This is a genomic window from Pseudomonas sp. S3_B11 (assembly GCF_054667715.1).
The window spans coordinates 436,084-460,736 of sequence record NZ_CP162749.1 but is presented as its reverse complement, the minus strand read 5'-3'; the positions used below and the strand labels follow the sequence as shown (position 1 = coordinate 460,736).

20 protein-coding genes and 1 pseudogene are annotated in these 24,653 nt (G+C 62.4%); 11 read left to right on the top strand and 10 right to left on the bottom strand.

Annotated elements, in window-relative coordinates:
- The first annotated feature begins 14 nt into the window (after positions 1 to 14).
- On the top strand, positions 15 to 1,196 hold the full coding sequence (gene purT / locus AB4O22_RS02180) for a formate-dependent phosphoribosylglycinamide formyltransferase (RefSeq protein WP_003205223.1): 1,182 nt from the start codon (positions 15 to 17) through the stop codon (positions 1,194 to 1,196).
- Positions 1,197 to 1,420: 224 nt separating this feature from the next.
- Here purT and AB4O22_RS02175 read toward each other — a convergent pair.
- A pseudogene (locus AB4O22_RS02175) lies at positions 1,421 to 3,834 on the bottom strand (glucose/quinate/shikimate family membrane-bound PQQ-dependent dehydrogenase).
- Positions 3,835 to 4,332: 498 nt separating this feature from the next.
- Here AB4O22_RS02175 and AB4O22_RS02170 point away from each other — a divergent pair.
- On the top strand, positions 4,333 to 4,563 hold the full coding sequence (locus AB4O22_RS02170) for a VF530 family protein (RefSeq protein ID WP_003205228.1): 231 nt from the start codon (positions 4,333 to 4,335) through the stop codon (positions 4,561 to 4,563).
- Between the two features lie 3 nt (positions 4,564 to 4,566).
- Complete coding sequence (locus AB4O22_RS02165) at positions 4,567 to 5,220, top strand: Pr6Pr family membrane protein (protein WP_223471452.1); 654 nt, start codon at positions 4,567 to 4,569, stop codon at positions 5,218 to 5,220.
- 162 nt (positions 5,221 to 5,382) lie between these two features.
- On the opposite strand, the gene AB4O22_RS02160 is transcribed toward AB4O22_RS02165, so the two are convergent.
- From AB4O22_RS02160 to AB4O22_RS02150, 3 genes are read right to left on the bottom strand one after another with little or no spacing between them, the layout of a single operon-like run.
- Positions 5,383 to 5,592: a DUF1289 domain-containing protein gene (locus AB4O22_RS02160; protein ID WP_003205232.1), complete on the bottom strand. Its 210-nt coding sequence runs from the start codon at positions 5,590 to 5,592 to the stop codon at positions 5,383 to 5,385.
- Entirely contained in the window at positions 5,589 to 6,113 is a 525-nt protein-coding gene (locus tag AB4O22_RS02155; RefSeq protein ID WP_204127686.1) for a gamma carbonic anhydrase family protein, read from the bottom strand. Before AB4O22_RS02155 ends, AB4O22_RS02160 begins: the two co-directional genes overlap by 4 nt.
- A 16-nt stretch (positions 6,114 to 6,129) precedes the next feature.
- The gene (locus AB4O22_RS02150) at positions 6,130 to 6,729 is read right to left on the bottom strand and encodes a CoA pyrophosphatase (protein ID WP_003205236.1); all 600 of its coding nucleotides are present in this window, start codon (positions 6,727 to 6,729) and stop codon (positions 6,130 to 6,132) included.
- A 145-nt stretch (positions 6,730 to 6,874) separates the two neighbouring features.
- Between AB4O22_RS02150 and AB4O22_RS02145 the strand changes: the two genes are divergently transcribed.
- Positions 6,875 to 7,426, top strand: a complete 552-nt coding sequence (locus AB4O22_RS02145) for an NUDIX hydrolase (protein ID WP_003205238.1) — start codon at positions 6,875 to 6,877, stop codon at positions 7,424 to 7,426.
- A gap of 41 nt (positions 7,427 to 7,467) precedes the next feature.
- A complete protein-coding gene (locus tag AB4O22_RS02140) occupies positions 7,468 to 7,974 on the top strand; it encodes a L,D-transpeptidase family protein (RefSeq protein ID WP_003205240.1) in 507 nt (168 codons plus the stop codon).
- Positions 7,975 to 8,175: 201 nt separating this feature from the next.
- Here AB4O22_RS02140 and AB4O22_RS02135 read toward each other — a convergent pair whose 3' ends face one another.
- The 3 genes from AB4O22_RS02135 to AB4O22_RS02125 all read right to left on the bottom strand — a co-directional run bounded on the left by AB4O22_RS02135 (position 8,176) and on the right by AB4O22_RS02125 (position 9,846).
- A complete protein-coding gene (locus tag AB4O22_RS02135) occupies positions 8,176 to 8,532 on the bottom strand; it encodes a DUF6124 family protein (RefSeq protein WP_003205242.1) in 357 nt (118 codons plus the stop codon).
- A gap of 242 nt (positions 8,533 to 8,774) precedes the next feature.
- A complete protein-coding gene (locus AB4O22_RS02130) occupies positions 8,775 to 9,227 on the bottom strand; it encodes a hypothetical protein (RefSeq protein WP_027911406.1) in 453 nt (150 codons plus the stop codon).
- Positions 9,211 to 9,846 carry a DUF6036 family nucleotidyltransferase gene (locus tag AB4O22_RS02125; RefSeq protein WP_223471450.1) on the bottom strand — a complete coding sequence of 212 codons (636 nt, stop codon included), beginning with the start codon at positions 9,844 to 9,846 and terminating at the stop codon, positions 9,211 to 9,213. Before AB4O22_RS02125 ends, AB4O22_RS02130 begins: the two co-directional genes overlap by 17 nt.
- Before the next feature lie 551 nt (positions 9,847 to 10,397).
- On the opposite strand from AB4O22_RS02125, the gene AB4O22_RS02120 reads away from it, so the two are divergent.
- Genes AB4O22_RS02120 through nagE form a run of 5 tightly spaced genes read left to right on the top strand, consistent with a single transcriptional unit; the run spans position 10,398 to position 17,570 of the window.
- Positions 10,398 to 11,129, top strand: a complete 732-nt coding sequence (locus tag AB4O22_RS02120; RefSeq protein WP_003205245.1) for a GntR family transcriptional regulator — start codon at positions 10,398 to 10,400, stop codon at positions 11,127 to 11,129.
- Positions 11,130 to 11,146: 17 nt separating this feature from the next.
- Positions 11,147 to 12,253: an N-acetylglucosamine-6-phosphate deacetylase gene (nagA, locus tag AB4O22_RS02115; protein ID WP_003205247.1), complete on the top strand. Its 1,107-nt coding sequence runs from the start codon at positions 11,147 to 11,149 to the stop codon at positions 12,251 to 12,253.
- Positions 12,234 to 13,256 carry an SIS domain-containing protein gene (locus tag AB4O22_RS02110; protein ID WP_003205249.1) on the top strand — a complete coding sequence of 341 codons (1,023 nt, stop codon included), beginning with the start codon at positions 12,234 to 12,236 and terminating at the stop codon, positions 13,254 to 13,256. Before nagA ends, AB4O22_RS02110 begins: the two co-directional genes overlap by 20 nt.
- 51 nt (positions 13,257 to 13,307) lie before the next feature.
- Entirely contained in the window at positions 13,308 to 15,821 is a 2,514-nt protein-coding gene (gene ptsP, locus AB4O22_RS02105) for a phosphoenolpyruvate--protein phosphotransferase (RefSeq protein ID WP_460095817.1), read from the top strand.
- A gap of 33 nt (positions 15,822 to 15,854) precedes the next feature.
- Positions 15,855 to 17,570 carry an N-acetylglucosamine-specific PTS transporter subunit IIBC gene (gene nagE / locus AB4O22_RS02100; RefSeq protein WP_363808914.1) on the top strand — a complete coding sequence of 572 codons (1,716 nt, stop codon included), beginning with the start codon at positions 15,855 to 15,857 and terminating at the stop codon, positions 17,568 to 17,570.
- Positions 17,571 to 17,820: 250 nt separating this feature from the next.
- Here the strand turns inward: nagE and AB4O22_RS02095 are convergent, their stop codons facing one another.
- Both AB4O22_RS02095 and purL read right to left on the bottom strand, forming a co-directional pair.
- The gene (locus tag AB4O22_RS02095) at positions 17,821 to 18,132 is read right to left on the bottom strand and encodes an NGG1p interacting factor NIF3 (RefSeq protein ID WP_460095816.1); all 312 of its coding nucleotides are present in this window, start codon (positions 18,130 to 18,132) and stop codon (positions 17,821 to 17,823) included.
- 4 nt (positions 18,133 to 18,136) lie between these two features.
- The gene (gene purL / locus AB4O22_RS02090) at positions 18,137 to 22,033 is read right to left on the bottom strand and encodes a phosphoribosylformylglycinamidine synthase (protein ID WP_460095815.1); all 3,897 of its coding nucleotides are present in this window, start codon (positions 22,031 to 22,033) and stop codon (positions 18,137 to 18,139) included.
- Between the two features lie 288 nt (positions 22,034 to 22,321).
- Between purL and mltF the strand changes: the two genes are divergently transcribed.
- On the top strand, positions 22,322 to 23,782 hold the full coding sequence (mltF, locus tag AB4O22_RS02085) for a membrane-bound lytic murein transglycosylase MltF (RefSeq protein ID WP_003205258.1): 1,461 nt from the start codon (positions 22,322 to 22,324) through the stop codon (positions 23,780 to 23,782).
- 84 nt (positions 23,783 to 23,866) lie between these two features.
- Here the strand turns inward: mltF and pdxJ are convergent, their stop codons facing one another.
- The gene (pdxJ, locus tag AB4O22_RS02080) at positions 23,867 to 24,610 is read right to left on the bottom strand and encodes a pyridoxine 5'-phosphate synthase (RefSeq protein ID WP_460095813.1); all 744 of its coding nucleotides are present in this window, start codon (positions 24,608 to 24,610) and stop codon (positions 23,867 to 23,869) included.
- Positions 24,611 to 24,653: the final 43 nt, after the last annotated feature.

Genomic DNA, 24,653 nt, shown 5'->3' with positions numbered 1-24,653 from the left:
TTGAGGACCTTCAGATGACCCGTATCGGAACCCCATTGTCGCCCACCGCGACCCGCGTTTTGTTGTGTGGCAGCGGTGAGCTGGGCAAGGAAGTGGTAATCGAACTGCAGCGCCTGGGCGTCGAGGTGATTGCCGTGGACCGCTACGCCAACGCGCCGGCCATGCAAGTGGCCCACCGCAGCCATGTGATCAACATGCTCGACGGTGCTGCCCTGCGTGCGGTGATCGAGGCCGAGAAGCCGCATTTCATCGTGCCGGAAATCGAAGCCATCGCCACCGCCACCTTGGTGGAACTGGAGGCCGAAGGCTTCACCGTGATCCCCACCGCCCGTGCCGCGCAGTTGACCATGAACCGTGAAGGTATCCGTCGCCTGGCCGCCGAAGAGCTGGGCCTGCCGACCTCGCCGTACTTCTTCGCCGACACAGTGGAAGACTACCGCAAGGCCGTGGAGACCCTGGGTTTCCCGTGCGTGGTCAAGCCGGTGATGAGTTCCTCGGGCAAGGGCCAGAGCCTGCTGCGCAGTACCGATGACGTGCAAAAAGCCTGGGACTACGCCCAGGAAGGCGGCCGTGCCGGCAAGGGCCGAGTGATCATCGAAGGGTTCATCGATTTCGACTACGAAATCACCTTGCTCACCGTGCGCCACGTCGGCGGCACCACCTTCTGCGCACCGGTCGGCCACCGTCAGGAAAAGGGCGACTATCAGGAATCCTGGCAGCCACAAGCCATGAGCCCGGTGGCCCTGGCCGAATCCGAACGCGTCGCCAAGGCGGTGACCGAGGCCCTGGGTGGTCGCGGCCTGTTTGGCGTCGAGCTGTTCATCAAGGGTGACCAGGTGTGGTTCAGCGAAGTCTCGCCGCGCCCGCACGACACTGGCCTGGTGACGCTGATCTCCCAGGACCTGTCGCAGTTCGCCTTGCATGCCCGCGCCATTCTCGGCCTGCCGATCCCGCTGATCCGCCAGTTCGGCCCTTCGGCCTCGGCGGTGATCCTGGTGGAAGGCCAATCGACCCAGACCGCTTTCGCCAACCTGGGCGCGGCCCTCAGCGAACCGGACACCGCCCTGCGCCTGTTCGGCAAACCGGAAGTCAACGGCCAGCGCCGCCTGGGCGTGGCCCTGGCCCGCGACGAGTCCATCGAAGCCGCCCGCGCCAAGGCGACCCGCGCTTCGCAGGCCGTCAGGATCGAACTGTAACCAATATCGCTTGCCCCCAGTTAACTGGGGGACATCGATAATAAAAAAGGCGATACCCGCAAAGGTATCGCCTTTTTCATAAGCGCCTGTTTTATCCCAGATCGTTCCCACGCTCCTGCGTGGGAACGCCGCCAGGGACGCTCCGCGTTCCGCTTGTGGAGAGGATGACGCAGAGCGTCACCGGATGCATTCCCACGCAGGAGCGTGGGAACGATCACTCCCGCTTAATCCGGCAGTTTGTAGGCGATCACATAATCGCCCTGCTTGGTGCCCAGGGAACCGTGGCCACCGGCAACAACCAGCACATATTGCTTGCCGTCCTTGCCGGTGTAGGTCATCGGCGTGGTCTGGGCGCCGGCTGGCAGGCGGCCTTCCCACAGTTGCTTGCCGTTTTTCACGTCATAGGCACGCAGGTACTGGTCGAGGGTGCCGCTCAGGAACGCCAGGCCGCTGGCGGTGGTGAACGTGCCACCCAGGCTCGGAACGCCCATGCTCAGCGGGATCGGTACCGGCGAGCTGTCACGCACGGTGCCGTTCTTGTGCTTCCACAGGGTTTTGTTGTTGGTCAGGTCCACGGCCGCGACATAACCCCATGCAGGCGCCTGGCAAGGCAGGCCCATTGGCGAGAGCAGCGCTTCGAGGATCACACCATAGGGCGCGCCCTTGTTCGGCTGCACGCCTTCGGTTTCGCTCTTGCGCCCCGGGCCACCAGCCACTTCGGCCGCCGGCACCAGTTTCGACTTGAACGCCATGTAGCTCGGGTTGACGAAGGCGATCTGGCGCACCGGGTCCACCGAAATGCCACCCCAGTCGAACACGCCGAAGTTACCCGGGTAAACGATCGAGCCTTGCAGCGATGGCGGCGTGTACATGCCGTCATAGCGCAGCGACTTGAAGTCGATCCGGCAGAGCATCTGGTCGAACGGGGTCACGCCCCACATGTCGCGTTCCTTGAGGACCGGCGGCACGAAGTTCAGGTCGGACATCGGTTGGGTCGGCGAGGTGTGGTCACCTTCCACCGCGCCTTGGGGCACCGGGATTTCCTTGATCGGGATGATCGGCTGGCCATTGCTGCGGTCCAGCACGTAGATGCTGCCCTGCTTGGTGGAAGCCAGTACAGCCGGTTTCACACCATCGGCGGTCTTCATGTCCATCAGGGTCGGTTGACCGCCGACGTCCATGTCCCACAGGTCGTGGTGAGTGAACTGGAAGTACCAGCGCACCTTGCCGGTGGCGATGTCCAGGGCGGTCAGACCGGCGGAATATTTTTCCGACTCCGGCGTGCGCAGGCCGCCGAACTGGTCGGGAGTCTGGTTGCCCATTGGCAGGTAGAGCATGCCGAGTTTTTCATCGACGCTGAACATGGACCACATGTTCGGCGAGTTGCGGGTGTAGGTCTGGCCTTCGGCAATCGGTGTGGTGTCGTCCGGCTTGCCACTGTCCCAGTTCCACACCAGCTTGCCGGTGTGCACGTCGTAGGCACGGATGACGCCGCTAGGCTCGTCGGTGGAGACGTTATCGGTGACGTGGCCGCCGATCACCACCAGGTTCTGGGTAACCGCCGGTGGCGACGTGGAGTAGTAACCGCCGGCCGTGAAACCGCCGATGTTGGCGGTCAGGTCGACCTGGCCCTTGTCGCCGAAGTCTTCGCACATCTTGCCGGTGTCGGCGTTGAGGGCGATCAGACGGGTGTCGGCGGTCGGCAGGAAGATCCGCCGTGGGCAGACGGTGCTGGCCGGCGTGGAGCTGGCGGCACCCGTCGGGCTCTGCTCGGCAGAGGCGTACGCGGCGTCATCGTGATAGGTCACGCCACGGCAGGTCATGTGGGCCCAACCCTTGAAGTTTTGCGCTTTTTGCGTGGAAAGCTTCGGATCGAAACGCCAGATTTCCTTGCCGGTGTCAGGCTCCAGGGCGATCACCTGGCTGTGAGGCGTGCACACGTAGAGCATGCCGTTGGCCTTCAGCGGGGTGTTTTCGGCAGTGGTTTCACCCGGGTCGTTCGGCCCTGGCAGGTCGCCGGTGCGATAGGTCCAGGCCGGCACCAGTTTGCTGACGTTCTCGGGGGTGATCTGTGCCAGCGGCGAATAGCGGTCGCCATGGGCACTGCGCCCGTAGGAGTTCCAGTCGCCGTCCGGCATGGCCGGTGCGGTGTTGGCCATGCCCGGCACGCTGTCGCGGTCCAGTTGGCCCTTGATCTCACCCGGGTTGGTGAACTGGCTGGCGAGCGCGGCGATACCGGCGATGACCACGGCGGCGCCCAATGCGCGGGTGCCCATGGCCGAGGCTTCGGCGGTCAACAGCGGGCGGCGGAACCACGGCAGCAACATGACGATGCCCAGGGCAAACAGCATTGCCAGGCGCGGCACCAGTTGCCACCAGTCCAGGCCCACTTCCCACAACGCCCACACGGTGCTGGCGAACAGCACCAGCGCGTACAGGCCCAGGGCCGCGCGACGGGCCATGATCAGCAACACGCCGGTCAGCGCCAGGCCGATCCCGGCCAGCAGGTAATACAACGAGCCGCCAAGCGTGCTCAGCTTGACTCCCCGGCCAACAGGACCAGGCCCATCAATAGAAGCAGAATGCCGAGCAAACTCGGTAGCAGACGGCTTCGACTCAAAGCACCCTCAGTGCTCATAGTGTGTTTCTCCGTGACGTTTTAAGGAGTCCCGCGCAAGTAGTCACTGTAGATGACGATCTTGCGAGGGCTTGGTTCAGTTGAAAAAAGGCAAATTCGGTTGCCGCGATCCCTTGTGGGAGCGAGCTTGCTCGCGATGGCGGCGTGTCAGTTGGCTTCAAGGTTGAATGTGCAATCGTTATCGCGAGCAAGCTCGCTCCCACAGGAATTCGCCGAGACAGCGCTGTCTTTCAGCGTCTGGACACTGGGCGTTTTTTAATCTTTCAGCAGGATCGAGCTGGACGCAGAGGCTTCGGCACGCCAGAAGAAGCGTTTCAGCAGGTGGCGCAAGGATAATGTCCCGTTCTCAATAGAGAAAGGGCTTTTGTTGACATGAATCATCTCGGATTCGGTAACAGTGCGCCTGGCGCTGGGCGGCCATGATGAAGGCTATGCTTCCACCCTAAGGGCACCTCGGCTAAGGTGCGCGGTTTTACACCTTTAGCGCGAAGGCCTCCCATGACCGAACCCAACAACAATCCACTGCACGGCGTGACGCTGGAGCAGATCCTCAACGCCCTCGTGCAGCACTATGAATGGTCGGGCCTGGCCGAACGCATCGACATCCGTTGCTTCAAGAGCGACCCGAGCATCAAGTCGAGCCTGACCTTCCTGCGCAAGACGCCATGGGCGCGGGAGAAAGTCGAGCGCCTGTACATCAAGTTGATGCGCACCAAGCGGCCGGTCTGAGTCGTGGGGAGTAATCAGGGTCGTCACCTCACGCTGCGACAGCGTTTTGTCTGCGTGACGGCACTGCTGGGCTGGGTGGGATTGAGCATCCAGCTGTATCTGATCCTGCTTGGTCGCTGGAAACTGGACGCGAGCCTGCTGGGCGGGCTGGTGAGTTTCTTCAGTTTCTTCACGGTCCTGACCAACACCCTGGTGGCCGTGGTGCTGACCTGGGAACTGACCGCTCGCGAGTCGGCGGCCCGGCGCTGGTTCCTGCTGCCCAGCGTGCGCAGCGGCGTCGCAGTGAGCATCGCCCTGGTCAGCCTGGCCTACAACCTGCTGCTGCGCCACCTCTGGCAACCCGAAGGCTGGCAGTTCGTGGCCGACGAGCTACTGCACGACGTGGTGCCCTTGCTGTACATCGTCTATTGGTGGCTCTACGTGCCCAAAGGCAGCTTGCGCCTGGGCCACATCGGGCTTTGGGTGATCTACCCCTTGGTGTATTTCGCCTATGTCCTGCTGCGCGGGGATCTATTGGCGGCTTACCCCTACCCTTTCATCGATGTGGCGAATCTGGGTTATCCACAGGTGTTCATCAATGCCGGGGGGATATTGCTGGGGTTTATCGCGATTGCGTTGGGGGTGGTGGGGTTGGATCGGTTGGCATCGTTGAAATAGAGGCCTGCAGAGCACATAGCGGTGTGAGTCAAACCTGTGGGAGCAAGGCTTGCCCGCGATGAAGATCACGCGGTTTACCTGAAGACCAGGGCGCCTGCATCGCGAGCAAGCTTTGCTCCCACAGATAGGTATCCCACAGGGGTTTGTGTTCCATATCCGGCATCAGCGCCTTGCTGGCAACATCCACACCAACCCACTGGCCTTGGCCCGCTCATGACACAGCGCCAACACACTGCGCCGCTCGTCGTTGTCCATCCGGCTCCAACGGGTGATCTCCGCCACGGTGCGCTGGCAACCGGTGCAGATGTCGTCATCGTCCAGCGCACAGATGTTCACGCAGGGCGAAGGCACCGGGCGTTCAGGGGCGCTCATGGTTCCTGCTCGACCAGGTCGCGGGCGTAGCGCTGGGAATTGTGCACATAGTGCGCCGCGCTGGCCTCGAGCATTTTTTTCTGGGCCTCGGTCAGTTCACGCACCACCTTGCCGGGCGAGCCCATCACCAGCGAACCATCGGGAATTTCCTTGCCCTCGCCGATCAGCGAGTTGGCGCCGATGATGCAGTTCTTGCCGATCTTCGCGCCGTTGAGAATCACCGCGTTGATGCCGATGAGGCTGTAGTCGCCCACCGTACAGCCATGGAGCATGGCGTTGTGGCCGATGGTCACGCCGGTGCCGATGGTCAGCGGATAGCCCATGTCGGTGTGCATTACCGTGCCGTCCTGCACGTTGCTGTTCTTGCCGATCAGGATCAGTTCGTTGTCACCGCGCAGCACGGCGTTGAACCAGACATTGGCGCCCTCTTCGAGGCGGACCTTGCCAACCAGCGTGGCGTTGGGCGCGACCCAGCTCTGTGGGTGGGTTTCGACACGGGCATCGCCCAGGCGGTATTTCATGAGAGTCCTCGGGGCGTCAGGTATTGATGAAGCTCTTGGGCGGTTTGTGCAGGTCGATTTCGGCGTCGTACAGCAGGTTGACCAACTCCACGACCATGATCGCCGTCAGGCCCCAGATCTTGAATTCGCCAAACCGATAGCTGGGCACGTACCAACTGCGGCCCTGGTAATCGATCCGGTGCGTGTGTTCGCGTGGATCCTTGCGGAAAAACTCAAGCGGCACGCTGAACACCGCAGCGATCTCGGCATCGTTGGCCTGGTATTCGACGTAGTCCGGAATCACTCCGACATAAGGCGTGACCTTGATGCCGTGAAGTGAGATCAGCGGGCTGAGGGGGCCGATCACTTCCACCAGCCCGGGCGGCAGGCCGATTTCTTCCTCGGCTTCGCGCAGGGCAGTGAAGATCAGGTCCGGGTCTTCCGGGTCGCGGCGCCCGCCGGGGAACGCCACCTCGCCGCCATGGGTCGAGAGCCCGCTGGCGCGCAGGGTCAGTACCAGCTCCGGTTCATCGCTGCGGGTAATCGGCACCAGCACCGCGGCTTCAGGGAAACGTTGGTCAGCCTGCAGATCGTGCGGGGTATGGTTGCTTACTCGATGCAGTAGCTCGTCCAGCATGAGACTTCTCGATTTATTCGCTACCTTGCATCATGCACCAATCGTTCAAGCGGCCCAACCCCCGCACCGCGTCGTGTCGCGAAAGGACAACTTGCCGACACCGGCCTGCACCGCCAAGATAGGCGCAGCATTCAGGAATCCAAGCATGAAATTCTGCAGCCAGTGCGGTAACCCGGTGACCCAGCGCATACCCGAAGGCGACTCGCGCCTGCGTTTTGTCTGCGACGCCTGCCATACCATCCATTACCAGAACCCCAACATCGTGGCCGGTTGCGTACCGACCTGGGGCAGTAAGGTCCTGTTGTGCCGGCGCGCCATCGAGCCGCGGCGCGGTTACTGGACGCTGCCGGCGGGCTTCATGGAGAACGGCGAAACGGTCGAACAGGCCGCCGTGCGCGAAACCGCCGAAGAAGCCTGCGCCCGGGTGCGAAATTTGAGCATCTATACGCTGATTGACGTACCGCATATCAGCCAGGTACATGTATTCTTCCGCGCCGAACTGGTGGATGAGGATTTCGCCGCCGGGCCCGAGAGCCTGGAGGTGAAGCTGTTCGAAGAAGCGGACATTCCCTGGGACGAACTGGCTTTCCGCACAGTGGGCCGTACCCTGGAATATTTCTACGCGGACCGCCGGGCCGAAGATTACCCTGTGCGATCCGAATCGATCCCACCGCTGGCTCAGCCTGCCAATACATAAAAAACCAATATAGCCACAACACCTCTAGGGATATCGTTTCAATGCGCTGGTTGCTTGTCTTGTTCTGCTTGTCGTTCACTGCGATGTCCCAGGCCTCTGCGGTGGGAACCTACAACGGCAAGGTCATCGAAAAAGTGCTGGTGCTCAAGTCCGCCCATCAATTGCAATTGATCAACGACGGCAAGCCGCTCAAGACCTATCGCATCTCACTGGGCAGGGGCGCCAAAAAAGGCCCCAAGCTGATCGAGGGCGACAAGCGCACCCCTGAAGGTTTCTACTGGATCGACTGGCGCAAGACCAGCGAGAACTACTACCTGTCGATGCATATTTCCTACCCCAACATCAGCGACGCCGCCCGCGCCCGCCGCGAAGGCGTTGAGCCGGGGGGCATGATCATGATCCACGGCACGCCTGATTCGGAAGAGAACCCTGAGCAGTTGTTCCATACGCTGGACTGGACCGACGGCTGCATCGCCATGCGCAATGTGGACATGCGCGAGGTCTGGAACCTGGTGCCGGATGGCACGATGATCGAAATCCGGCCGTAGCGCCTCCCCCTCCTGCGGCAGGAGCTTCTTGTGGCGAGGGAGTCCCCGCTGGGCTGCGCCTGTAGGAGCTGTCGAGTGCAACGAGGCTGCGATCTTGCCCCAGGCACTTGAGTCTCAAGCGAAAGATCAAAAGATCGCAGGCTTCGCCAGCTCCTACAGAGCCCCGCGCGAGATTGCTCCCTCACCACAGGTTACGTGGCATCAAGTCCGAAGCTCTACCCGGTCCAAGGCCTTGTTTGCCAACAACGTTCCCAGATCGATCATCTGCGCCACACCCAACGCCACATGCCGCCGCGAACCGTCCAAGTCAAACAGGAGGTCGCTAAGCACCGCATTGGCCGAGGCCAGGGTTTCGCTGAGGTTGGCTAGTAAGGTTTCGGTGTCAACGTTGTCCGATACGCTGAACAACTGCACCGAGGGTTGGGGGTCTGGTTCGCTGCCGTCGGGTTTGAGGTAATGGTCCATCGCGCGGTCGGCGGCTTCTTTCAGCTTGTCGGGGGCGTAGTCGCCGTAGGGGAAGGTGGAGGCGGGTTTTGGCATGTCAGAATTATTTTTCAATTGAAGCTCCTTTAAATTAATGGAGCCCAGGACAAAACGTCCGGGCCTGTTGCCCCTTGATTTTTTCGGACGGTCAAACCCGGTCGCTGAATTGGCAGCGACACCCAAAGGCTAGAGCCCTCGCTTCCGAGGCACAACCTTAAAAACATGTCGGAAATTTCGGGGCGTCTGACAGACCAAAGAGTGATCATTCACACAACAAAAAACCGGCCGAAGCCGGTTTTTGAGGATGGCATTTGGGTCTACACAAACGCTGCACGCTGCTCAGCCTCATAATGCCGAGTCTGAAAAGGCAGGAGGGTTTGCACCTTCAAGCCAAGACCTTCATTCAGCCCCCAAGAGAGAGCGAGTTCATCACGGCGTTTGCGAAGCGCAACAGCGGTTTGTGAGGTTATGGCTTGCTTGGGTGTCGAACGTAAAAATAGCTCAAGGGCTTTGAAGACTTCCAACGCACGGCTGTCCGTGACACACGAAAATCGGGTGAGCCGTTCGAGCAAATAGCCTGCACGACGCAACTCGACCTCATCCGTGTGTTGGCTCAGAAAAGCTTGAGCTGCGCTTATCAAGTCCGAGTTGGAATACCAGACAGCCTTGGCCGCGCTCACGAGTGCAGCATCATCTGCATGATCCAACGGGCTTTTGACCAATGTGTCCAGAGCGGCTGAGAGGACGTGGCGGTTAGCAGGCTTCGCCATCTGTATTCTCCAAATAATCTTGCAAAATTTGAGTAAGAACAGAAATTGGAGGCTCTTTGTTGCCAACATATACATCAATTGCCTGCAATGCCAGTCGACGCAGCTCAGTGGTCAATATGAAGCCGGCCCTTAAGAGCGCCATGATGTCGCCAATATCCTGATCCGTTGCTCTGCCCAACTTTGAAATCGCAATATCTACAGGGGCAGCAACGTGAACGTGTAGAGGAGACTCTACCGGGAACTCTTCAAGAGGGAGGCTTCGAGCCCAATAGTCCTCGTGAATCGGACCAAAGCTGGTGTTGTATTGGAGGTCGTAGTTGAGTTCCATCAAACGGCCGGACTTTTCGACAAATTGCTCAGGCACTTCCGCAAGTAACGTTCGAAGATGAAAGCCTTCTGGAAGGCTAGCCTCATAAATTTCGGCGTCAACGTCCGTGGAGACACGATGGTTTGTATAAAGGTGCACTGCACACCCACCAAAAACGATGACTTTGACCACCCCAGGCACTGCATTCTCAGAAGTCAGCTCCGCTTCGACGGACTTGAACATTGAAACCAAAGCCTGTCCCAGCGCGGTACTTGTATTGAGGCGGGGGGCGATCGTATCCGGCATTTCCATGTTTGAACCTCAGAGGCTGATGTTGCTCCTTGAAACTGGGATCTGCCACTTGGCCTTGCCAAAGACCAGTGAGCGATCCCTGCGTTTGGAGATGTAGGCCCCGAAAACTAGAGCCCCCGTTTCTGAGGGACAACCTTAAAAACATGTCGGAAACTTCAGGGCGTCTGACAGATCAGCCATCTGATCGGGGATGTTTCGCACAAATTTCAGATAGGCTTTTTTTGGATTGAATTGGGTACATATCCATTGCTGCGGTAACGGATATTCACACCGACCAAATAAACAACCCACCACCGGCCACCACGAAAATAAACATCAAATTTCAAAACCCGCCCTCCATGCATACCACTGACCTCTAATCCCCCCAACCCAACGCAGTAACCCCACGATCTATCCACACCATCCTAATACCACTTAAAGCTAGCCACCTTTAAGCCCCCCAGAAAATCTAGACAACCCGCCAAAACCAGCGTTGACATGGTATTCAAGTGGTATTAGCTTCGATCCCCATCACCGAGCGAAAACTCCTACAACCGCATCGGACACACCACATGAACGACATCCTGGCCCTGCGCCCCGACGACACCCAACCCACCCCGCTCTACCTGCAACTGGCCCGCAACCTGGAGGCCGCTATCCACGCCGGCCAGTGGAAAGCCGAGCAAGCAATGCCCTCCGAACGCAGCTTGAGCGAGCAACTGGGCATTTCCCGGGTCACCGCCCGCAAAGCGCTGGAAGTACTGTTCGAACAAGGCCTGATCCGCCGCAACCAAGGCTCGGGAACGTTCATCACCCCGCGCCTCGAACAACCGCTCTCGCGCCTCAGCGGGTTCAGCGAAATGCTCCGGCTCAAAGGCTTCGTGCCCGGCTCCCAGTGGCTGGAGCGGGAAATCACCCCGCCAACCCACGAAGAACTGATTCGCCTGGGCCTGTCACCCACTGACAAAGTCGCCCGGCTCAAACGGCTGCGCAAGGCCGACAACACGGTCATGGCCATCGAGATGAGCACCCTGCCCGCATCAATCATTCCCAAGCCACAGGCGGTGGGCGATTCGCTTTATGAATTCCTCGATGGCATCGGCAAACCGGTGGTGCGCGCCCTGCAACACATCCAGGCCATCAACGCCTCGGACGAGTTCGCCGCCCTGGTGGGCATTGCCCCCGGCACCGCAATGCTACTGATGACCCGGGTCGGCTACCTGGAAGACAACACGCCCATCGAAGTCACCGACACCTATTGCCGCAACGACTACTACGACTTTGTCGCAGAGCTGCGGCGCTAGACGACCAGAGAATCCCAATGTCCGAAGACAACATCCTCACCGCCAACGGCTGGATACGCGGCCGCCTGGTCCACGAACACGGCAAGGTCGTGTCCGTCGAAGGCCAGCCCTGCGACCCGGCGAGCAACGACCTGCCCTACCTGCTGCCCGGCTTCATCGACCTGCATGTGCACGGCGGCGGCGGCAAAGACATCATGGAAGGCGCGCCAGCGTTCGAAACCATTGCCCGCACCCACGTGCGCTTCGGCACCACGGCGCTGCTCGCCACCACCATGACCGCGCCGAGCGAAGAAATCGCCAGCGTACTCAAGGCCCTCGGTGAGTTCTGCGAACAGCGGCCCAGCGGCAGCGCACGCGTGCTGGGGGTGCATTTGGAAGGCCCCTATATCAACCCCGGCAAACTCGGTGCCCAACCGAATTTCGCCCACACCGCGTTGATGGCCGAAGTGGAGGCCTACCTGGCCCTGGCACCGATCCGGGTGATTACCATCGCACCGGAAATCGCCGGGCACGACGCCTTGATTCGCGCGCTCAGCGCCCGGGGCGTGCGCATGCAGATCGGCCATACCCTGGGCAGTTACGAAGAAGGCGTCGCGGCACTGGCGGCCGGGGCCAGCAGTTTCACCCATTTGTACAACGCCATGAGCCCGTTGCATCACCGCGAACCGGGCATCGTCGGCGCGGCTCTGGCCCATGCCCGATATGCCGAGTTGATTCCCGATTTGCTGCACGTGCACCCCGGTGCCATGCGCGTGGCCTTGCGTGCGATCCCGTGCCTGTATTGCGTCACCGACTCCACCGCCGCCGCCGGAATGCCCGACGGCGAATACAAGCTGGGCAGCCACACCGTGACCAAATGCCTCGGCGGTGTGCGCCTGGCCGACGGCACGCTGGCCGGCAGCACCCTGACCATGGACCAGGCCCTGCGCAACCTGGTGAAGATCGGCCTGCCCCTCGCCGAAGCCTCGCAACGCCTGTCGCAATTCCCCGCCGACTACCTCGGCCTGCCCGAGCGCGGACGCCTGCAACCCGGCGCCTGGGCTGACTGTGTGCGCCTTGATCGTGCCCTGAACCTGATCGACGTGATGGTCGAAGGAGAAGCCATTGACTTCCAAAATGCTTGAAGAGGCCCTGGCCTCGTCCGCCGCCGTCGAGCGCCAATTGCGGCTATTGGACCCCGCCCTGCAGGAAATTGCCGGGCGTCTGCGCCGCCAACCGCCGCAAGTGGCGATGACCGTGGCCCGTGGCAGCTCCGACCACGCCGCCAGCTACTTTGCCTACCTGACCATGCAACAACTGGGGTTGCCGGTGGCGTCGCTGCCGATGTCGGTGGTGACCATGCAGCAGGCGCCGCTGAAGGTCAGCGGCCAGGTGGCGTTCGCATTCTCCCAATCGGGGCAAAGCCCGGACCTGGTGAACAGCCTGCGCCTGTTGCGCAAGCGCGGCGCGTTGAGTGTGGCGATGGTCAACGCAGAGGACTCTCCGCTGGAGGCGGCCTGTGAATTCAGCGTGCCCTTGTGCGCCGGCATCGAAAGCAGTGTCGCCGCGACCAAGAGTTTCATCGCCACTCTCAGCGCCAGCGCGCGTCTGGTGGCCCATTGGAAAGACGATGCAGAATTGCTCGAAGCCGGCACCGCGCTGCCCGAAGGCCTGCGCGATGCCGCGAGCCAGGATTGGAGCGCCGCCGTCGAGGCCCTGCGTGACGGCCAGCGCTTGATGGTCATCGGCCGTGGCGCCGGGTTCGCCATCGCCCAGGAAGCCGCGCTCAAATTCAAGGAAACCTCAGCGATCCAGGCCGAAGCCTTCAGCAGCGCCGAGGTCCGCCACGGGCCGATGGCACTGATCGATGCAGATTACCCGCTGTTGGTGTTCGCCCCGCGCGGCGCCGAGCAGGCTGGTGTGTTGAGCCTGGCCGCCGACATGCGCCAACGCGGCGCCCGGGTGCTACTGGCCGCGCCCGATGACATCGCCGAGCGCAACCTGACGCTGTCCCGCGCCGAACACCCGGCCCTGGACCCGATCCTGGCGATCCAGAGCTTTTACCGCATGGCCGCCAGCCTGGCTGAGGCCCGAGGCCTGGACCCGGACCAGCCACGGCACTTGAGCAAGGTCACCCGGACCCACTGAACCGACAATCCTTTAACGCAAGGTCAACGAAATTACAAAGAGAGCGAGCCCATGCCCAACAACAATAAAGAGCTGACCCTCAGCGCCCCGCTCAGCGGGCCGGTGCTCACCCTCGCCAACGTCCCGGACGCGGTGTTCGCCAGCGGCGCCATGGGCGACGGGATCGCCATCGATCCGCTGAACGACACCCTCTACGCCCCCTGTGACGGCGAGGTGATCCACGTCGCTCGCACCGGCCACGCCGTGACCCTGCGGGCCGACAACGGCGCCGAACTGCTGCTGCATCTGGGGCTGGACACTGTCGAATTGCAGGGCGACGGTTTTTCCATGCTGGTCAAGGAGGGCACGCGGGTCAGCAACGGCCAGGCGCTGCTGCGTTATGACCTGGACAGCGTGGCACAGCGCTGCAAAAGCCTGGTCAGCCTGCTGATCATCACCAATGGCGAGCACTTCCAGGCTCGGCCGATTACCCTCAAAGGGGTCAAGGTCGGCGAGCCGTTGCTGCACATCGTCAGCAAGACACCGGGTGAAACACGCGACGATGAAGCGGACGTCGGCATCGAAGTGTTCGGCCAGATCCGCATCGCTCATCGAGGCGGCCTGCACGCGCGGCCGGCCGCCTTGGTTCGCCAGACCGCCCAAGGCTTCAAGAGTCGCTCGCACCTGCACTTCAGCGGTCGATTGGCGTCCTGCGACAGTGTGATGGGCATGATGGGCCTGGCGATCACCGAACAGGCCGAAGTGCACGTCAGTTGCCGTGGCAGCGATGCCGAGGCGGCGTTGCAAGCGCTGCTGAAAACATTATCCACAGCCCTGGCCGAAGAGGCCCATGCCGAGGCACCGCCGGCCAAGGCGCCCAGCCGTAGCGCCGAAGACGGTGTGCTGCACGGCGTATGCGCCGCGCCCGGCCTGGTCAGTGGAGCGCTGGTTCACCTGGAAGGCATTCAGTTGCCCGAGGATGTCGGGGGTCACGACGTCGCAGAACAACGGCAACGGCTTCGCGATGCCTTGGCGCAGGTCAGTCGCGAGATCCAATTGACCCTGGAAAACGCCAAGGCCCGGCGCCACGTCGATGAGCAAGCGATCTTCAGCGCCCACCTGGCATTGTTGGAAGATCCGGTCCTGCTGGACGCCGCCGACCTGTCGATCGAACAAGGTTGCGCCGCGCCCCACGCTTGGAGCCGCTCCATCGACGAGCAATGCCAAGTGCTGCGGCAACTGCAAAGCACGCTGCTGGCCGAGCGCGCCAATGATTTGCACGACTTGCGCCAGCGGGTCTTGCGGGTGCTGTTGGGGGAAGCCTGGCAATTCGACGTACCGGCGGGCGCCATTGTCGTCGCGCAGGAACTGACCCCATCGGACCTGTTGCAACTCAGCGCCCAAGGCGTGGCCGGTGTGTGCATGGCCGAGGGCGGCGCGACGTCCCACGTGGCGATCCTGGCCCGTGGCAAAGGCCTGCCCTGCCTGGTGGCATTGGGCGAGGCACTGCTTGCACAGGCACCGGGGCAATCGGTGGTGCTGGACGCCGACGGCGGCCGCCTCGAACTCACGCCAACCGCCGAGCGCCTGGCGCAGGTGCAGCAAGCACAGACCCGACGCACAGCCCTGCGCGCCCAGCAACAGACCCTCGCCCACACGCCGGCGCGAACCGTCGATGGGGTGGAGGTTGAAGTTGCCGCTAACGTCGCCTCCAGCGCCGAAGCCAGCCAGGCCTTTGCCAACGGCGCCGATGGCGTTGGCTTGCTGCGCACCGAGTTTCTCTTCGTCGACCGCCACACTGCCCCCGACGACGAAGAGCAACGCCAGGCCTATCAGGCCGTGCTCGATGCCATGGGCGACAGGCCAGTGATCATCCGCACCATCGACGTCGGTGGCGACAAACAATTGGATTACCTGCCGCTGCCGGCCGAAGCCAACCCGGTGCTCGGCCTGCGGGGCATTCGCCTGGCCCAGGTGCGCCCGGAACTGCTGGATCAGCAATTGCGAGCCCTGCTGCAGACTCGCCCACTGCACCGCTGCCGGATTTTGTTGCCGATGGTTACCGAGGTTGACGAACTGCTGCACATCCGCCAGCGTCTCGACGCCTTGGGTGCCGAACTCGGCCTGAGCGAACGCCCGCAACTGGGGGTGATGATCGAAGTACCAGCCGCCGCCCTGCTGGCCGAGCAACTGGCCGAGCACGCGGACTTCCTGTCCATTGGCACCAACGACCTGTCCCAGTACACCCTCGCCATGGACCGCGACCACGCCGGCCTCGCCGCCCGGGTCGATACCTTGCACCCGGCGCTGTTGCGACTGATCGCCCAGACCTGCGCTGGCGCCGCCAAGCATGGGCGCTGGGTTGGCGTATGCGGGGCCTTGGCTTCCGATCCCCTGGCCACACCGGTGCTGATAGGCCTGGGCGTACGGGAGCTGTCGGTCAGCCCGCCGCAGGTCGGCGAAATCAAGGACCGCGTGCGTCACCTCGATGCCGCCCAGTGCCGCCGCGTCAGTACCGATTTGCTGAACCTGGCCAGCGCCGCCGCCGTGCGCCAGGCCTGCCATCAACACTGGCCCCTGGGCTGAGCCACGTCGGACAACAATAAAAGGAGAGACGCCATGTACCAGCATTTCATTGAAGGGCTGCAACGCCTCGGCCGGGCGCTGATGTTGCCCATCGCGATCCTGCCGATAGCCGGCCTGCTGCTGCGCCTGGGTGACACGGACCTGTTGAATATCGCGATCATCCACGATGCCGGCGAAGCGATTTTCGCCAACCTGCCGATGATCTTCGCCATCGGCATCTCTGTGGGTTTCGCCCGGGACAACAACGGCACGGCGGGGCTGGCCGGGGCCATCGGTTACCTGGTGATGATCGCGACGCTGAAGGTGCTCGACGCCAGCATCAACATGGGCATGCTCGCCGGGATCATCAGTGGTCTGCTGGCCGGCGCGCTGTACAACCGCTTCAAGGACATCAAGCTGCCGGAGTACCTGGCGTTCTTTGGCGGCCGACGCTTCGTGCCGATTGTCACCGGCTTCAGCGCCGTCGGTCTCGGCGTCGTGTTCGGCCTGATCTGGCCGCCGATCCAGCACGGCATCAACAGCTTCGGCGAGCTGCTGATGGCCAGCGGCAGCTTCGGCGCGTTCGTCTTCGGTGTATTCAATCGGTTGCTGATCGTCACCGGCTTGCACCACATCCTCAACAACATGGCCTGGTTCATCTTCGGCAGCTTTACCGACCCGGCGACCGGGGCGGTGGTCACCGGGGACCTGACCCGTTATTTCGCCGGCGACCCCAAGGGCGGCCAGTTCATGACCGGGATGTTCCCGGTGATGCTTTTCGGTCTGCCCGCGGCGTGCCTGGCGATGTACCGCAACGCCCTGCCCCGGCGACGTAAGGTCATGGGCGGGATCCTGCTGTCCATGGCGCTGACCTCGTTTCTGACCGGTGTCACCGAACCGATCGAATTCGCCTTCATGTTCCTTGCGCCGCTGTTGTACCTGGTCCACGCGCTGCTCACCGGCCTGTCGATGGCGGTGACTAATCTACTGAACATCCACTTGGGCTTTACCTTCTCCGGCGGTTTCATCGACATGGTCCTGGGCTGGGGCGAATCCACTAACGGCTGGCTGGTCGTCCCGGTGGGCCTGGCCTACGCGGCGATCTATTACCTGGTGTTCGACTTCTGCATCCGCCGCTTCGACCTGAAGACGCCGGGGCGCGAAGAGGTACCGGCGGGCGACAAACCGGCCATCGCTGAAAACCAGCGGGCCGCTGCCTACATCCAAGCGTTGGGCGGCGCTGACAACCTGATCACCCTCGGCGCCTGCACCACGCGCCTGCGACTGGACCTGATGGATCGCAACAAGGCGTCCGACGCCCAGCTCAAGGCCCTCGGCGCCATGGCCGTGGTCCGCCCCGGCCACGGCGGCAGCCTGCAGGTGGTGGTGGGGCCGATGGCCGACAGCATCGCCGATGAAATCCGCTTGGCGTTGCCCTCTTCCGAACGGCCAGCCAGCGCATCCGTGGCCGAAGTGGTTGCGTCTGCCCCACCGGCTGTCGTCTCCGAAGCCGAAGCGCAACAATGGCTCGCGGCCCTGGGCGGTGGCGGGAATGTAGTGCAGCTCGATTGCGTGGCGATGAGCCGTTTGCGCGTGCAACTGGCCGATGGCAAAGGGTTGTCGGAAGGCCAGCTCAAGGCGCTGGGTTGCCAGGGGGTCAGTTCGCTGGAGGATGGTGTGTGGCACTTGTTGCTAGGGGAAAAAGCGCCAGGGTTGTGGCGGGCGTTGGAGGCGGTGGTGCCGAGTCGTCAGGCGGGTGTCAAAGCCTGAGTTTTCGTTGCCTGAAAGTACGCCATCGCGAGCAAGCTCGCTCCCACAGGGTTCGGTGTCGATCACTTGTTTTGTTAACAACACCCATCCACTGTGGGAGCGAGCTTGCTCGCGATGGGGCCTGTACACACCCCACAACTATATCTGACACAGCGCAATCCCCGTGGCGAGGGTTCATGTACACAGAATCACGGGCAATAAAAAACCCGCTGAATCCATCAGCGGGTTTTTCATTTCAAGCGCCAGAGGATCAGAAATCCTCCAACCGCCACACTTCATACGCCGGTGTCTCGTAGGGATGGCTGTGCTTCAGCGCCTCCACCACTGGGCGGATCAACTCATCGGCCACCACCAGTTCCACCTTCCATTCCTCGACCTGCTCGACCTGCCCTGCTTCGCCAATGAACGGCTGGCTGCCGTCCAACGGGCGAAACTGGCCCAGGCCCAACACTTGCCAGGCGCAGTGGTCATAGTCGCCGATTCGCCCGCCACCGGCAGCGAATACGGCGTTTTTGACCACGTCCAGATGGCTGACCGGAACGAAGAAGCAGAGCTTGTACACCGCCTTAGTTCACCCAGACGCGGGCGTTGCGGAACATGCGCATCCATGGCGCGTCTTCGTTCCAGTCGTCCGAACGCCACGAGTTCTGCACCGCGCGGAATACACGCTCCGGGTGCGGCATCATGATCGTGACGCGGCCGTCGCGGCTGGTCAGGCCGGTGATCCCGCGCGGCGAGCCGTTCGGGTTGGCCGGGTAGGTTTCGGTGACCTTGCCGTGGTTGTCGACAAAACGCAGCGACACGCAACCAGACAAGTCGGCTTCGAGCAACGCTTCTTCGCTTTCGAACTCCGCGTGGCCTTCGCCGTGGGCGATGGCGATCGGCATGCGCGAACCGGCCATGCCCTGCAGGAAGATCGAATTCGACTCCTGGACCTGGACCATCGCCACGCGCGCTTCGAACTGCTCGGAACGGTTACGCACGAAGTGCGGCCAGAACTCGCTGCCCGGGATCAGCTCGTGCAGGTTGGACATCATCTGGCAACCGTTGCACACGCCGAGGGTGAAACTGTCGGTGCGTTCGAAGAAACCCTGGAACGCATCGCGGGCGCGGCTGTTGAACAGCGCCGACTTGGCCCAGCCTTCACCGGCACCCAACACGTCACCGTAGGAGAAACCGCCGCAAGCGACCATGCCCTTGAAGTCGTTCAGGTCGACACGGCCAGCCAGGATGTCGCTCATGTGCACATCGATCGCATTGAAACCGGCGCGGTCGAATGCCGCCGCCATCTCCACCTGGCCGTTGACGCCCTGCTCGCGCAGGACCGCCACTTGTGGGCGAATGCCTTTCTTGATGTAGGGCGCGGCCACGTCGTGGTTGACGTCGTAGCTGAGCTTGGCGCTCAGGCCCGGGTTGTCTTCTTCCAGCAGCGCGTCGAATTCCTGCTCGGCGCAATCGGCGTTGTCGCGCAGGCGCTGGATCTGGTAGCTGGTTTCCGCCCACTGGCGCTGCAACAGGCTGCGCTGGCCTTCAAAGACGGTGTCGCCATTGAAGGTGATGTTGATGTGGGCGTTGTTGATCGGCTGGCCGATCACCGAGACGCAGTCGGCCAGGCCAGCTGCGCTGAACTGGGCGAGGATGTCCGGGGTGGCGTCCTGGCGAACCTGGATCACCGCGCCCAACTCTTCGTTGAACAGGATGGCCGGGATTTCGGCCTTGGACTCGGCAACGCTGTCGAGGGTCAGGCTCAGGCCGCAGTGGCCGGCAAAGGCCATTTCCACCACGGTGGTCAGCAAACCGCCGTCGGAACGGTCGTGGTAGGCCAGCAGGTGACCGTCGGCGTTGAGACCCTGGATGACGGCGAAGAATGCCTTCAGGTCTTCGGCATCATCGACGTCCGGCGCTTGCGAGCCGAGCTTGCCGTGCACCTGGGCCAGGATCGAGGCGCCCATGCGGTTCTGGCCACGGCCCAGGTCGATCAGGATCAGATCGGTGGTGCCCTTGTCCATGCGCAGTTGCGGGGTCAGGGTCTGGCGGATGTCGGTGACCGGGGCGAAACCGGTCACGATCAGCGACAGCGGCGAAGTCACGCTCTTGTCCACGCCTTCGTCGTTCCAGCGCGTGGCCATGGACATGGAGTCCTTGCCCACCGGAATGGTGATACCCAGCTCAGGGCACAGCTCCATGCCGACAGCCTTGACCGTGTCGTACAGGCGGGCGTCTTCACCCGGGTGACCGGCGGCGGACATCCAGTTGGCCGACAGCTTGATGTCGGAAATCTTGCCGATGCGCGAAGCCGCAATGTTGGTCAGGGTCTCGCCAATCGCCATGCGGCCCGACGCCGGGGCGTCCAGCAGTGCCAGCGGCGTGCGCTCGCCCATCGCCATGGCTTCACCGGTGTAGACGTCGAAGCTGGTGGCGGTCACGGCCACGTCAGCCACCGGCACCTGCCACGGGCCGACCATCTGGTCACGGGCCACGAGGCCGGTGATGGTGCGGTCGCCGATGGTGATCAAAAAGCTCTTGCTCGCCACGGCCGGGTGATGCAGCACGCGCTCGATGGACTCGGCGAGATCGAGGGTCGATGGATCGAAATCGTCGCCCAACTCGGCTTCGCGAACGGCCGAACGGTGCATACGCGGGGCCTTGCCCAGCAGCACTTCCAGCGGCATGTCCACCGGGCTGTTGCCGAAATGGCTGTCGGTGACGGTCAATTGCGGCTCGGCGGTGGCTTCCCCCACTACCGCGAACGGGCAGCGCTCGCGCTCGCAAATGGCCTTGAAGCGCTCGAAGTCCGCCGGACCGACCGCCAGGACGTAACGTTCCTGGGATTCGTTGCTCCAGATTTCGTGCGGGGCCATGCCCGGCTCGTCGTTTGGAATGTTGCGCAGTTCGAAGCGGCCACCGCGGCCACCGTCGTTGACCAGTTCCGGGAAGGCGTTGGACAGGCCGCCCGCGCCGACGTCGTGGATGAAGCTGATGGGGTTGTGGTCACCCAACTGCCAGCAACGGTCGATGACTTCCTGGCAACGGCGTTCCATTTCCGGGTTTTCCCGTTGGACCGAAGCGAAGTCCAGGTCCGCCGAGCTGGTGCCGGTGGCCATGGAGGAAGCGGCGCCGCCGCCCAGGCCGATGAGCATGGCCGGGCCACCGAGGACGATCAGCTTGGAGCCGACCAGGATCTCGCCTTTCTGCACGTGTTCGGCGCGGATGTTGCCCATGCCACCAGCCAACATGATCGGCTTGTGGTAACCACGGACTTCCTCACCACGCGGGGTGGTGATGGACTGTTCGAAGGTACGGAAATAGCCGGTCAGGGCCGGACGGCCGAATTCGTTGTTGAACGCCGCGCCCCCCAGGGGACCTTCGATCATGATGTCGAGGGCGTTGACGATGCGCTCAGGTTTGCCGTACGGCTTTTCCCACGGCTGTTCGAAGCCCGGGATCTGCAGGTTCGACACGGTGAAGCCGGTCAGGCCGGCCTTGGGCTTGGCACCGCGCCCGGTGGCGCCTTCGTCGCGGATCTCGCCACCGGAACCGGTGGACGCGCCCGGGAACGGGGCAATCGCCGTCGGGTGGTTGTGGGTCTCGACCTTCATCAGGATGTGCACCGGTTCCTGGACCGCACCGTACTGGCGGGTCTCAGGGTTCGGGTAGAAGCGACCGGCAACGTTGCCGACGATCACCGCCGCGTTGTCCTTGTAGGCCGACAGCACACCTTCGTTGTGCATCTGGTAGGTGTTCTTGATCATGCCGAACAGGCTTTTTTCCTGGTCCTGGCCATCAATGTCCCAACTGGCGTTGAAGATCTTGTGGCGACAGTGCTCGGAGTTGGCCTGGGCGAACATCATCAGTTCGATGTCGTGCGGGTTGCGATTCAAGCCCTGGAAGGCGTTGACCAGGTAATCGATCTCGTCTTCAGCCAGGGCCAGGCCCAGCTCGACGTTGGCTTTTTCCAGCGCGGCACGGCCGCCGCCCAGTACATCGATGGCGGTCAGTGGCTTGGGTTCGGCGTGGCTGAACAGGCCGGCGGCCTGCTCCAGGTTGCCCAGGACGACCTGGGTCATGCGGTCATGCAGGCCGTCGGCGATCAGTTGGGCCTCGGCCTCGCTGAACTCACCGGCGACATAAAAGGCAATACCGCGCTCCAGGCGCTGGACTTTCGCCAGGCCGCAGTTGCGGGCGATATCGCTGGCCTTGCTCGACCATGGCGAAATGGTGCCGAAACGCGGCAGCACCAGGAACAGGCGACCGGCCGGCTCCTGGACAGGAACACTGGGACCGTACTTCAGAAGGCGCGCAAGCACCTGCTGTTCGTCGCCGGTCAAACCGCCGGTGACTTCGGCGAAGTGAGCGAATTCAGCATACAAGCCACTGACAGCCGGAACCTTCTGGCTCAGTTGCTCAAGGAGTTTGCTGTGGCGAAAGGCAGAAAGGGCAGGAGCGCCGCGCAGGATCAACATCTTCGGGACAGCCTCGGGAAGGGGGTGTGCTTTGAGGCCGTGCATTCTAGCCTAAACCGCCGCCAACGGCACCCGAAACGGCACGCGCGGTGCTGGCCGAATGTCGGTCTTTGCGCACACGGCGCAATTGGACACCCGCGCCAAGGTTTTCGCAGAGTTATTTTTCAGCGACGCAAAGCCCTGCGCACCCCGGCCGGCCGGTGCTGCGGACATGTTTTGCAATGGCTAGCAGACTGGCCATTTGCTGTCGAGATATGGCGGTAGGGGCCGTTTGCGTATACTGCGCAGATGTTTTCCCCAACGGCTTTGCGTCCGCGATATGCCAGATGGCTGATCGCAACCGGACTCTTCCTGGTGCTCAGTGGTTGTGTTGAGAAACCCAACACACTGGAGCGCGTAAAGGAGGATGGCGTGCTGCGGGTGGTTACCCGAAACAGCCCCGCCACCTACTTTGAGGATCGTAACGGTGAAACCGGCTTCGAATACGAGCTGGTGAAGCGCTTCGCCGACGATTTGGGGGTGGAACTGAAGATAGAGACCGCCGACAACCTCGACGACCTGTTCAGCCAGATCGGCAAGCCCAACGGTCCGGTATTGGCGGCCGCGGGCCTTGTCAGCAGCGAACAGCGCAAGAAGCAGGTACGGTTTTCCCGCTCCTACCTGGAAGTCACCCCACAGATCATCTACCGCAACGGCCAGTCACGCCCGACCGACGCCGCCGCCCTGGCCGGCAAGAAAATCATGGTGCTCAAGGGCAGCACCCACGCCGAACAGCTGGCACAGTTGAAGCAGCAGTATCCGGGCATCGAATACGAAGAATCCGACGCGGTCGAAGTGGTCGACCTGTTGCGCATGGTCGACGAGGGCCAGATCGACCTGACCCTGGTGGACTCCAACGAAGTGGCGATGAACCAGGTGTACTTCCCCAACGTGCGCGTGGCTTTCGACCTGGGCGATGCCCGCAGTCAGAGTTGGGCGGTCGCCCCCGGCGAGGACAACAGCCTGCTCAACGAGATCAACAGCTACCTGGAAAAGGTGCAGAAGAACGGCACCTTGCAGCGCCTCAAAGACCGCTATTACGGGCACGTCGATGTCCTCGGCTACATGGGCGCCACCACATTCGCCCAGCATTTGCAGCAACGGCTGCCCAAATACGAACAGCACTTCAAGGCCTACGCCAAGCAAGAGAAAGTCGATTGGCGCCTGTTGGCCGCGATCGGCTATCAGGAATCGCTGTGGCAACCGGCGGTCACGTCCAAGACCGGCGTGCGCGGCCTGATGATGCTGACCCAGAACACGGCCCAGGCCATGGGCGTGTCCAACCGCCTGGATCCGAAGCAGAGCATCATGGGCGGTGCCAAGTACCTGGCGTACATGAAGGACCAACTGGACGAAAGCATCGAAGAGCCCGACCGCACCTGGTTCGCCCTCGCCGCCTATAACGTGGGCAGCGGTCATCTGGACGACGCCCGCAAACTGGCGGCCAAGGAAGGGCTGAACCCGAACAAGTGGCTGGATGTGAAAAAGATCCTGCCGCGCCTGTCGCAGAAACAGTGGTACAGCAAGACCCGCTATGGCTATGCCCGCGGTGGCGAGCCGGTGCATTTCGTGGCGAACATCCGTCGCTACTACGACATCCTGACCTGGGTGACGCAGCCACAGCTTGAAGGCAACCAGGTGGCCGAGGGCAACCTGCACGTGCCGGGTGTCGACAAGAGCAAGCCTAGCCAGGAATCCCCGCAGCTCTGACAGCCAGACACAACCCTTAATCTGGGGGGACCTGCGGGAACAAACACTCCCACAGGCAAGCTCCCGCAGGATGTGGTGGCAGGGTCAGGGTTTGGCGGCAGCCAGGATCAGCACTTTCATTTCCGCCACCGCCGACTTGAACCCGACGAACAACGCATGGGCCACCAGCGCGTGACCGATGTTCAGCTCGTTGATGCCCTTGATGGCCGCGACGGCTTCGACGTTATGGTAGTGCAGGCCATGGCCGGCGTTGACGATCAGGCCCTGGGCCAGGCCACAGGCGACGCCATCGGCGACCCGTTGCAGCTCATCGGCCACATCCGTGGGGGTCTGGGCATCGGCGTAACGGCCGGTGTGCAGTTCGATGGCCGGCGCGCCAACACGCTTGGACGCCTCGATCTGCCGTTCGTCGGCATCAATGAACAGCGACACTTCGGCGCCGATCTTCGACAGGCGTTCCACCGCCATGCTGATCCGCGCCTCCTGCCCCGCCACGTCGAGGCCGCCTTCGGTGGTCAGCTCCTGGCGCGTCTCCGGCACTAGGCAGATGTGCGCCGGGCGGATGCGCTCGGCGAACGCCATCATTTCTTCGGTCACGCCCATCTCGAAGTTCATGCGGGTTTGCAGCACATCCTTGAGCAGCAGCACGTCCCGCTCCTGGATGTGACGACGGTCTTCACGCAGGTGAACGGTGATGCCGTCGGCGCCCGCCTCTTCCGCGTCCAGTGCTGCCTTGACCGGATCCGGGTAACGCGTACCGCGGGCCTGACGCAGGGTGGCGACATGGTCAATGTTCACGCCGAGAAGAATGCGATTGCTGGTGCTCACGAAAAGGCTCCTGAATGGGCAAATGGTCGGCCCACAGCATACG

What these genes read in the sequence shown, in the direction of transcription:
- purT (WP_003205223.1), top strand. Translation starts at nt 15, where the DNA reads ATGACCCGTATCGGAACCCCATTGTCGCCCACCGCGACCCGCGTTTTG.
- AB4O22_RS02170 (WP_003205228.1), top strand. Translation starts at nt 4,333, where the DNA reads ATGACCGAACCCAACAACAATCCACTGCACGGCGTGACGCTGGAGCAG.
- AB4O22_RS02160 (WP_003205232.1), bottom strand. Translation starts at nt 5,592, where the DNA reads ATGAGCGCCCCTGAACGCCCGGTGCCTTCGCCCTGCGTGAACATCTGT.
- AB4O22_RS02155 (WP_204127686.1), bottom strand. Translation starts at nt 6,113, where the DNA reads ATGAAATACCGCCTGGGCGATGCCCGTGTCGAAACCCACCCACAGAGC.
- AB4O22_RS02150 (WP_003205236.1), bottom strand. Translation starts at nt 6,729, where the DNA reads ATGCTGGACGAGCTACTGCATCGAGTAAGCAACCATACCCCGCACGAT.
- AB4O22_RS02145 (WP_003205238.1), top strand. Translation starts at nt 6,875, where the DNA reads ATGAAATTCTGCAGCCAGTGCGGTAACCCGGTGACCCAGCGCATACCC.
- AB4O22_RS02140 (WP_003205240.1), top strand. Translation starts at nt 7,468, where the DNA reads ATGCGCTGGTTGCTTGTCTTGTTCTGCTTGTCGTTCACTGCGATGTCC.
- AB4O22_RS02130 (WP_027911406.1), bottom strand. Translation starts at nt 9,227, where the DNA reads ATGGCGAAGCCTGCTAACCGCCACGTCCTCTCAGCCGCTCTGGACACA.
- AB4O22_RS02125 (WP_223471450.1), bottom strand. Translation starts at nt 9,846, where the DNA reads ATGGAAATGCCGGATACGATCGCCCCCCGCCTCAATACAAGTACCGCG.
- AB4O22_RS02120 (WP_003205245.1), top strand. Translation starts at nt 10,398, where the DNA reads ATGAACGACATCCTGGCCCTGCGCCCCGACGACACCCAACCCACCCCG.
- nagA (WP_003205247.1), top strand. Translation starts at nt 11,147, where the DNA reads ATGTCCGAAGACAACATCCTCACCGCCAACGGCTGGATACGCGGCCGC.
- ptsP (WP_460095817.1), top strand. Translation starts at nt 13,308, where the DNA reads ATGCCCAACAACAATAAAGAGCTGACCCTCAGCGCCCCGCTCAGCGGG.
- nagE (WP_363808914.1), top strand. Translation starts at nt 15,855, where the DNA reads ATGTACCAGCATTTCATTGAAGGGCTGCAACGCCTCGGCCGGGCGCTG.
- purL (WP_460095815.1), bottom strand. Translation starts at nt 22,033, where the DNA reads ATGTTGATCCTGCGCGGCGCTCCTGCCCTTTCTGCCTTTCGCCACAGC.
- mltF (WP_003205258.1), top strand. Translation starts at nt 22,322, where the DNA reads ATGTTTTCCCCAACGGCTTTGCGTCCGCGATATGCCAGATGGCTGATC.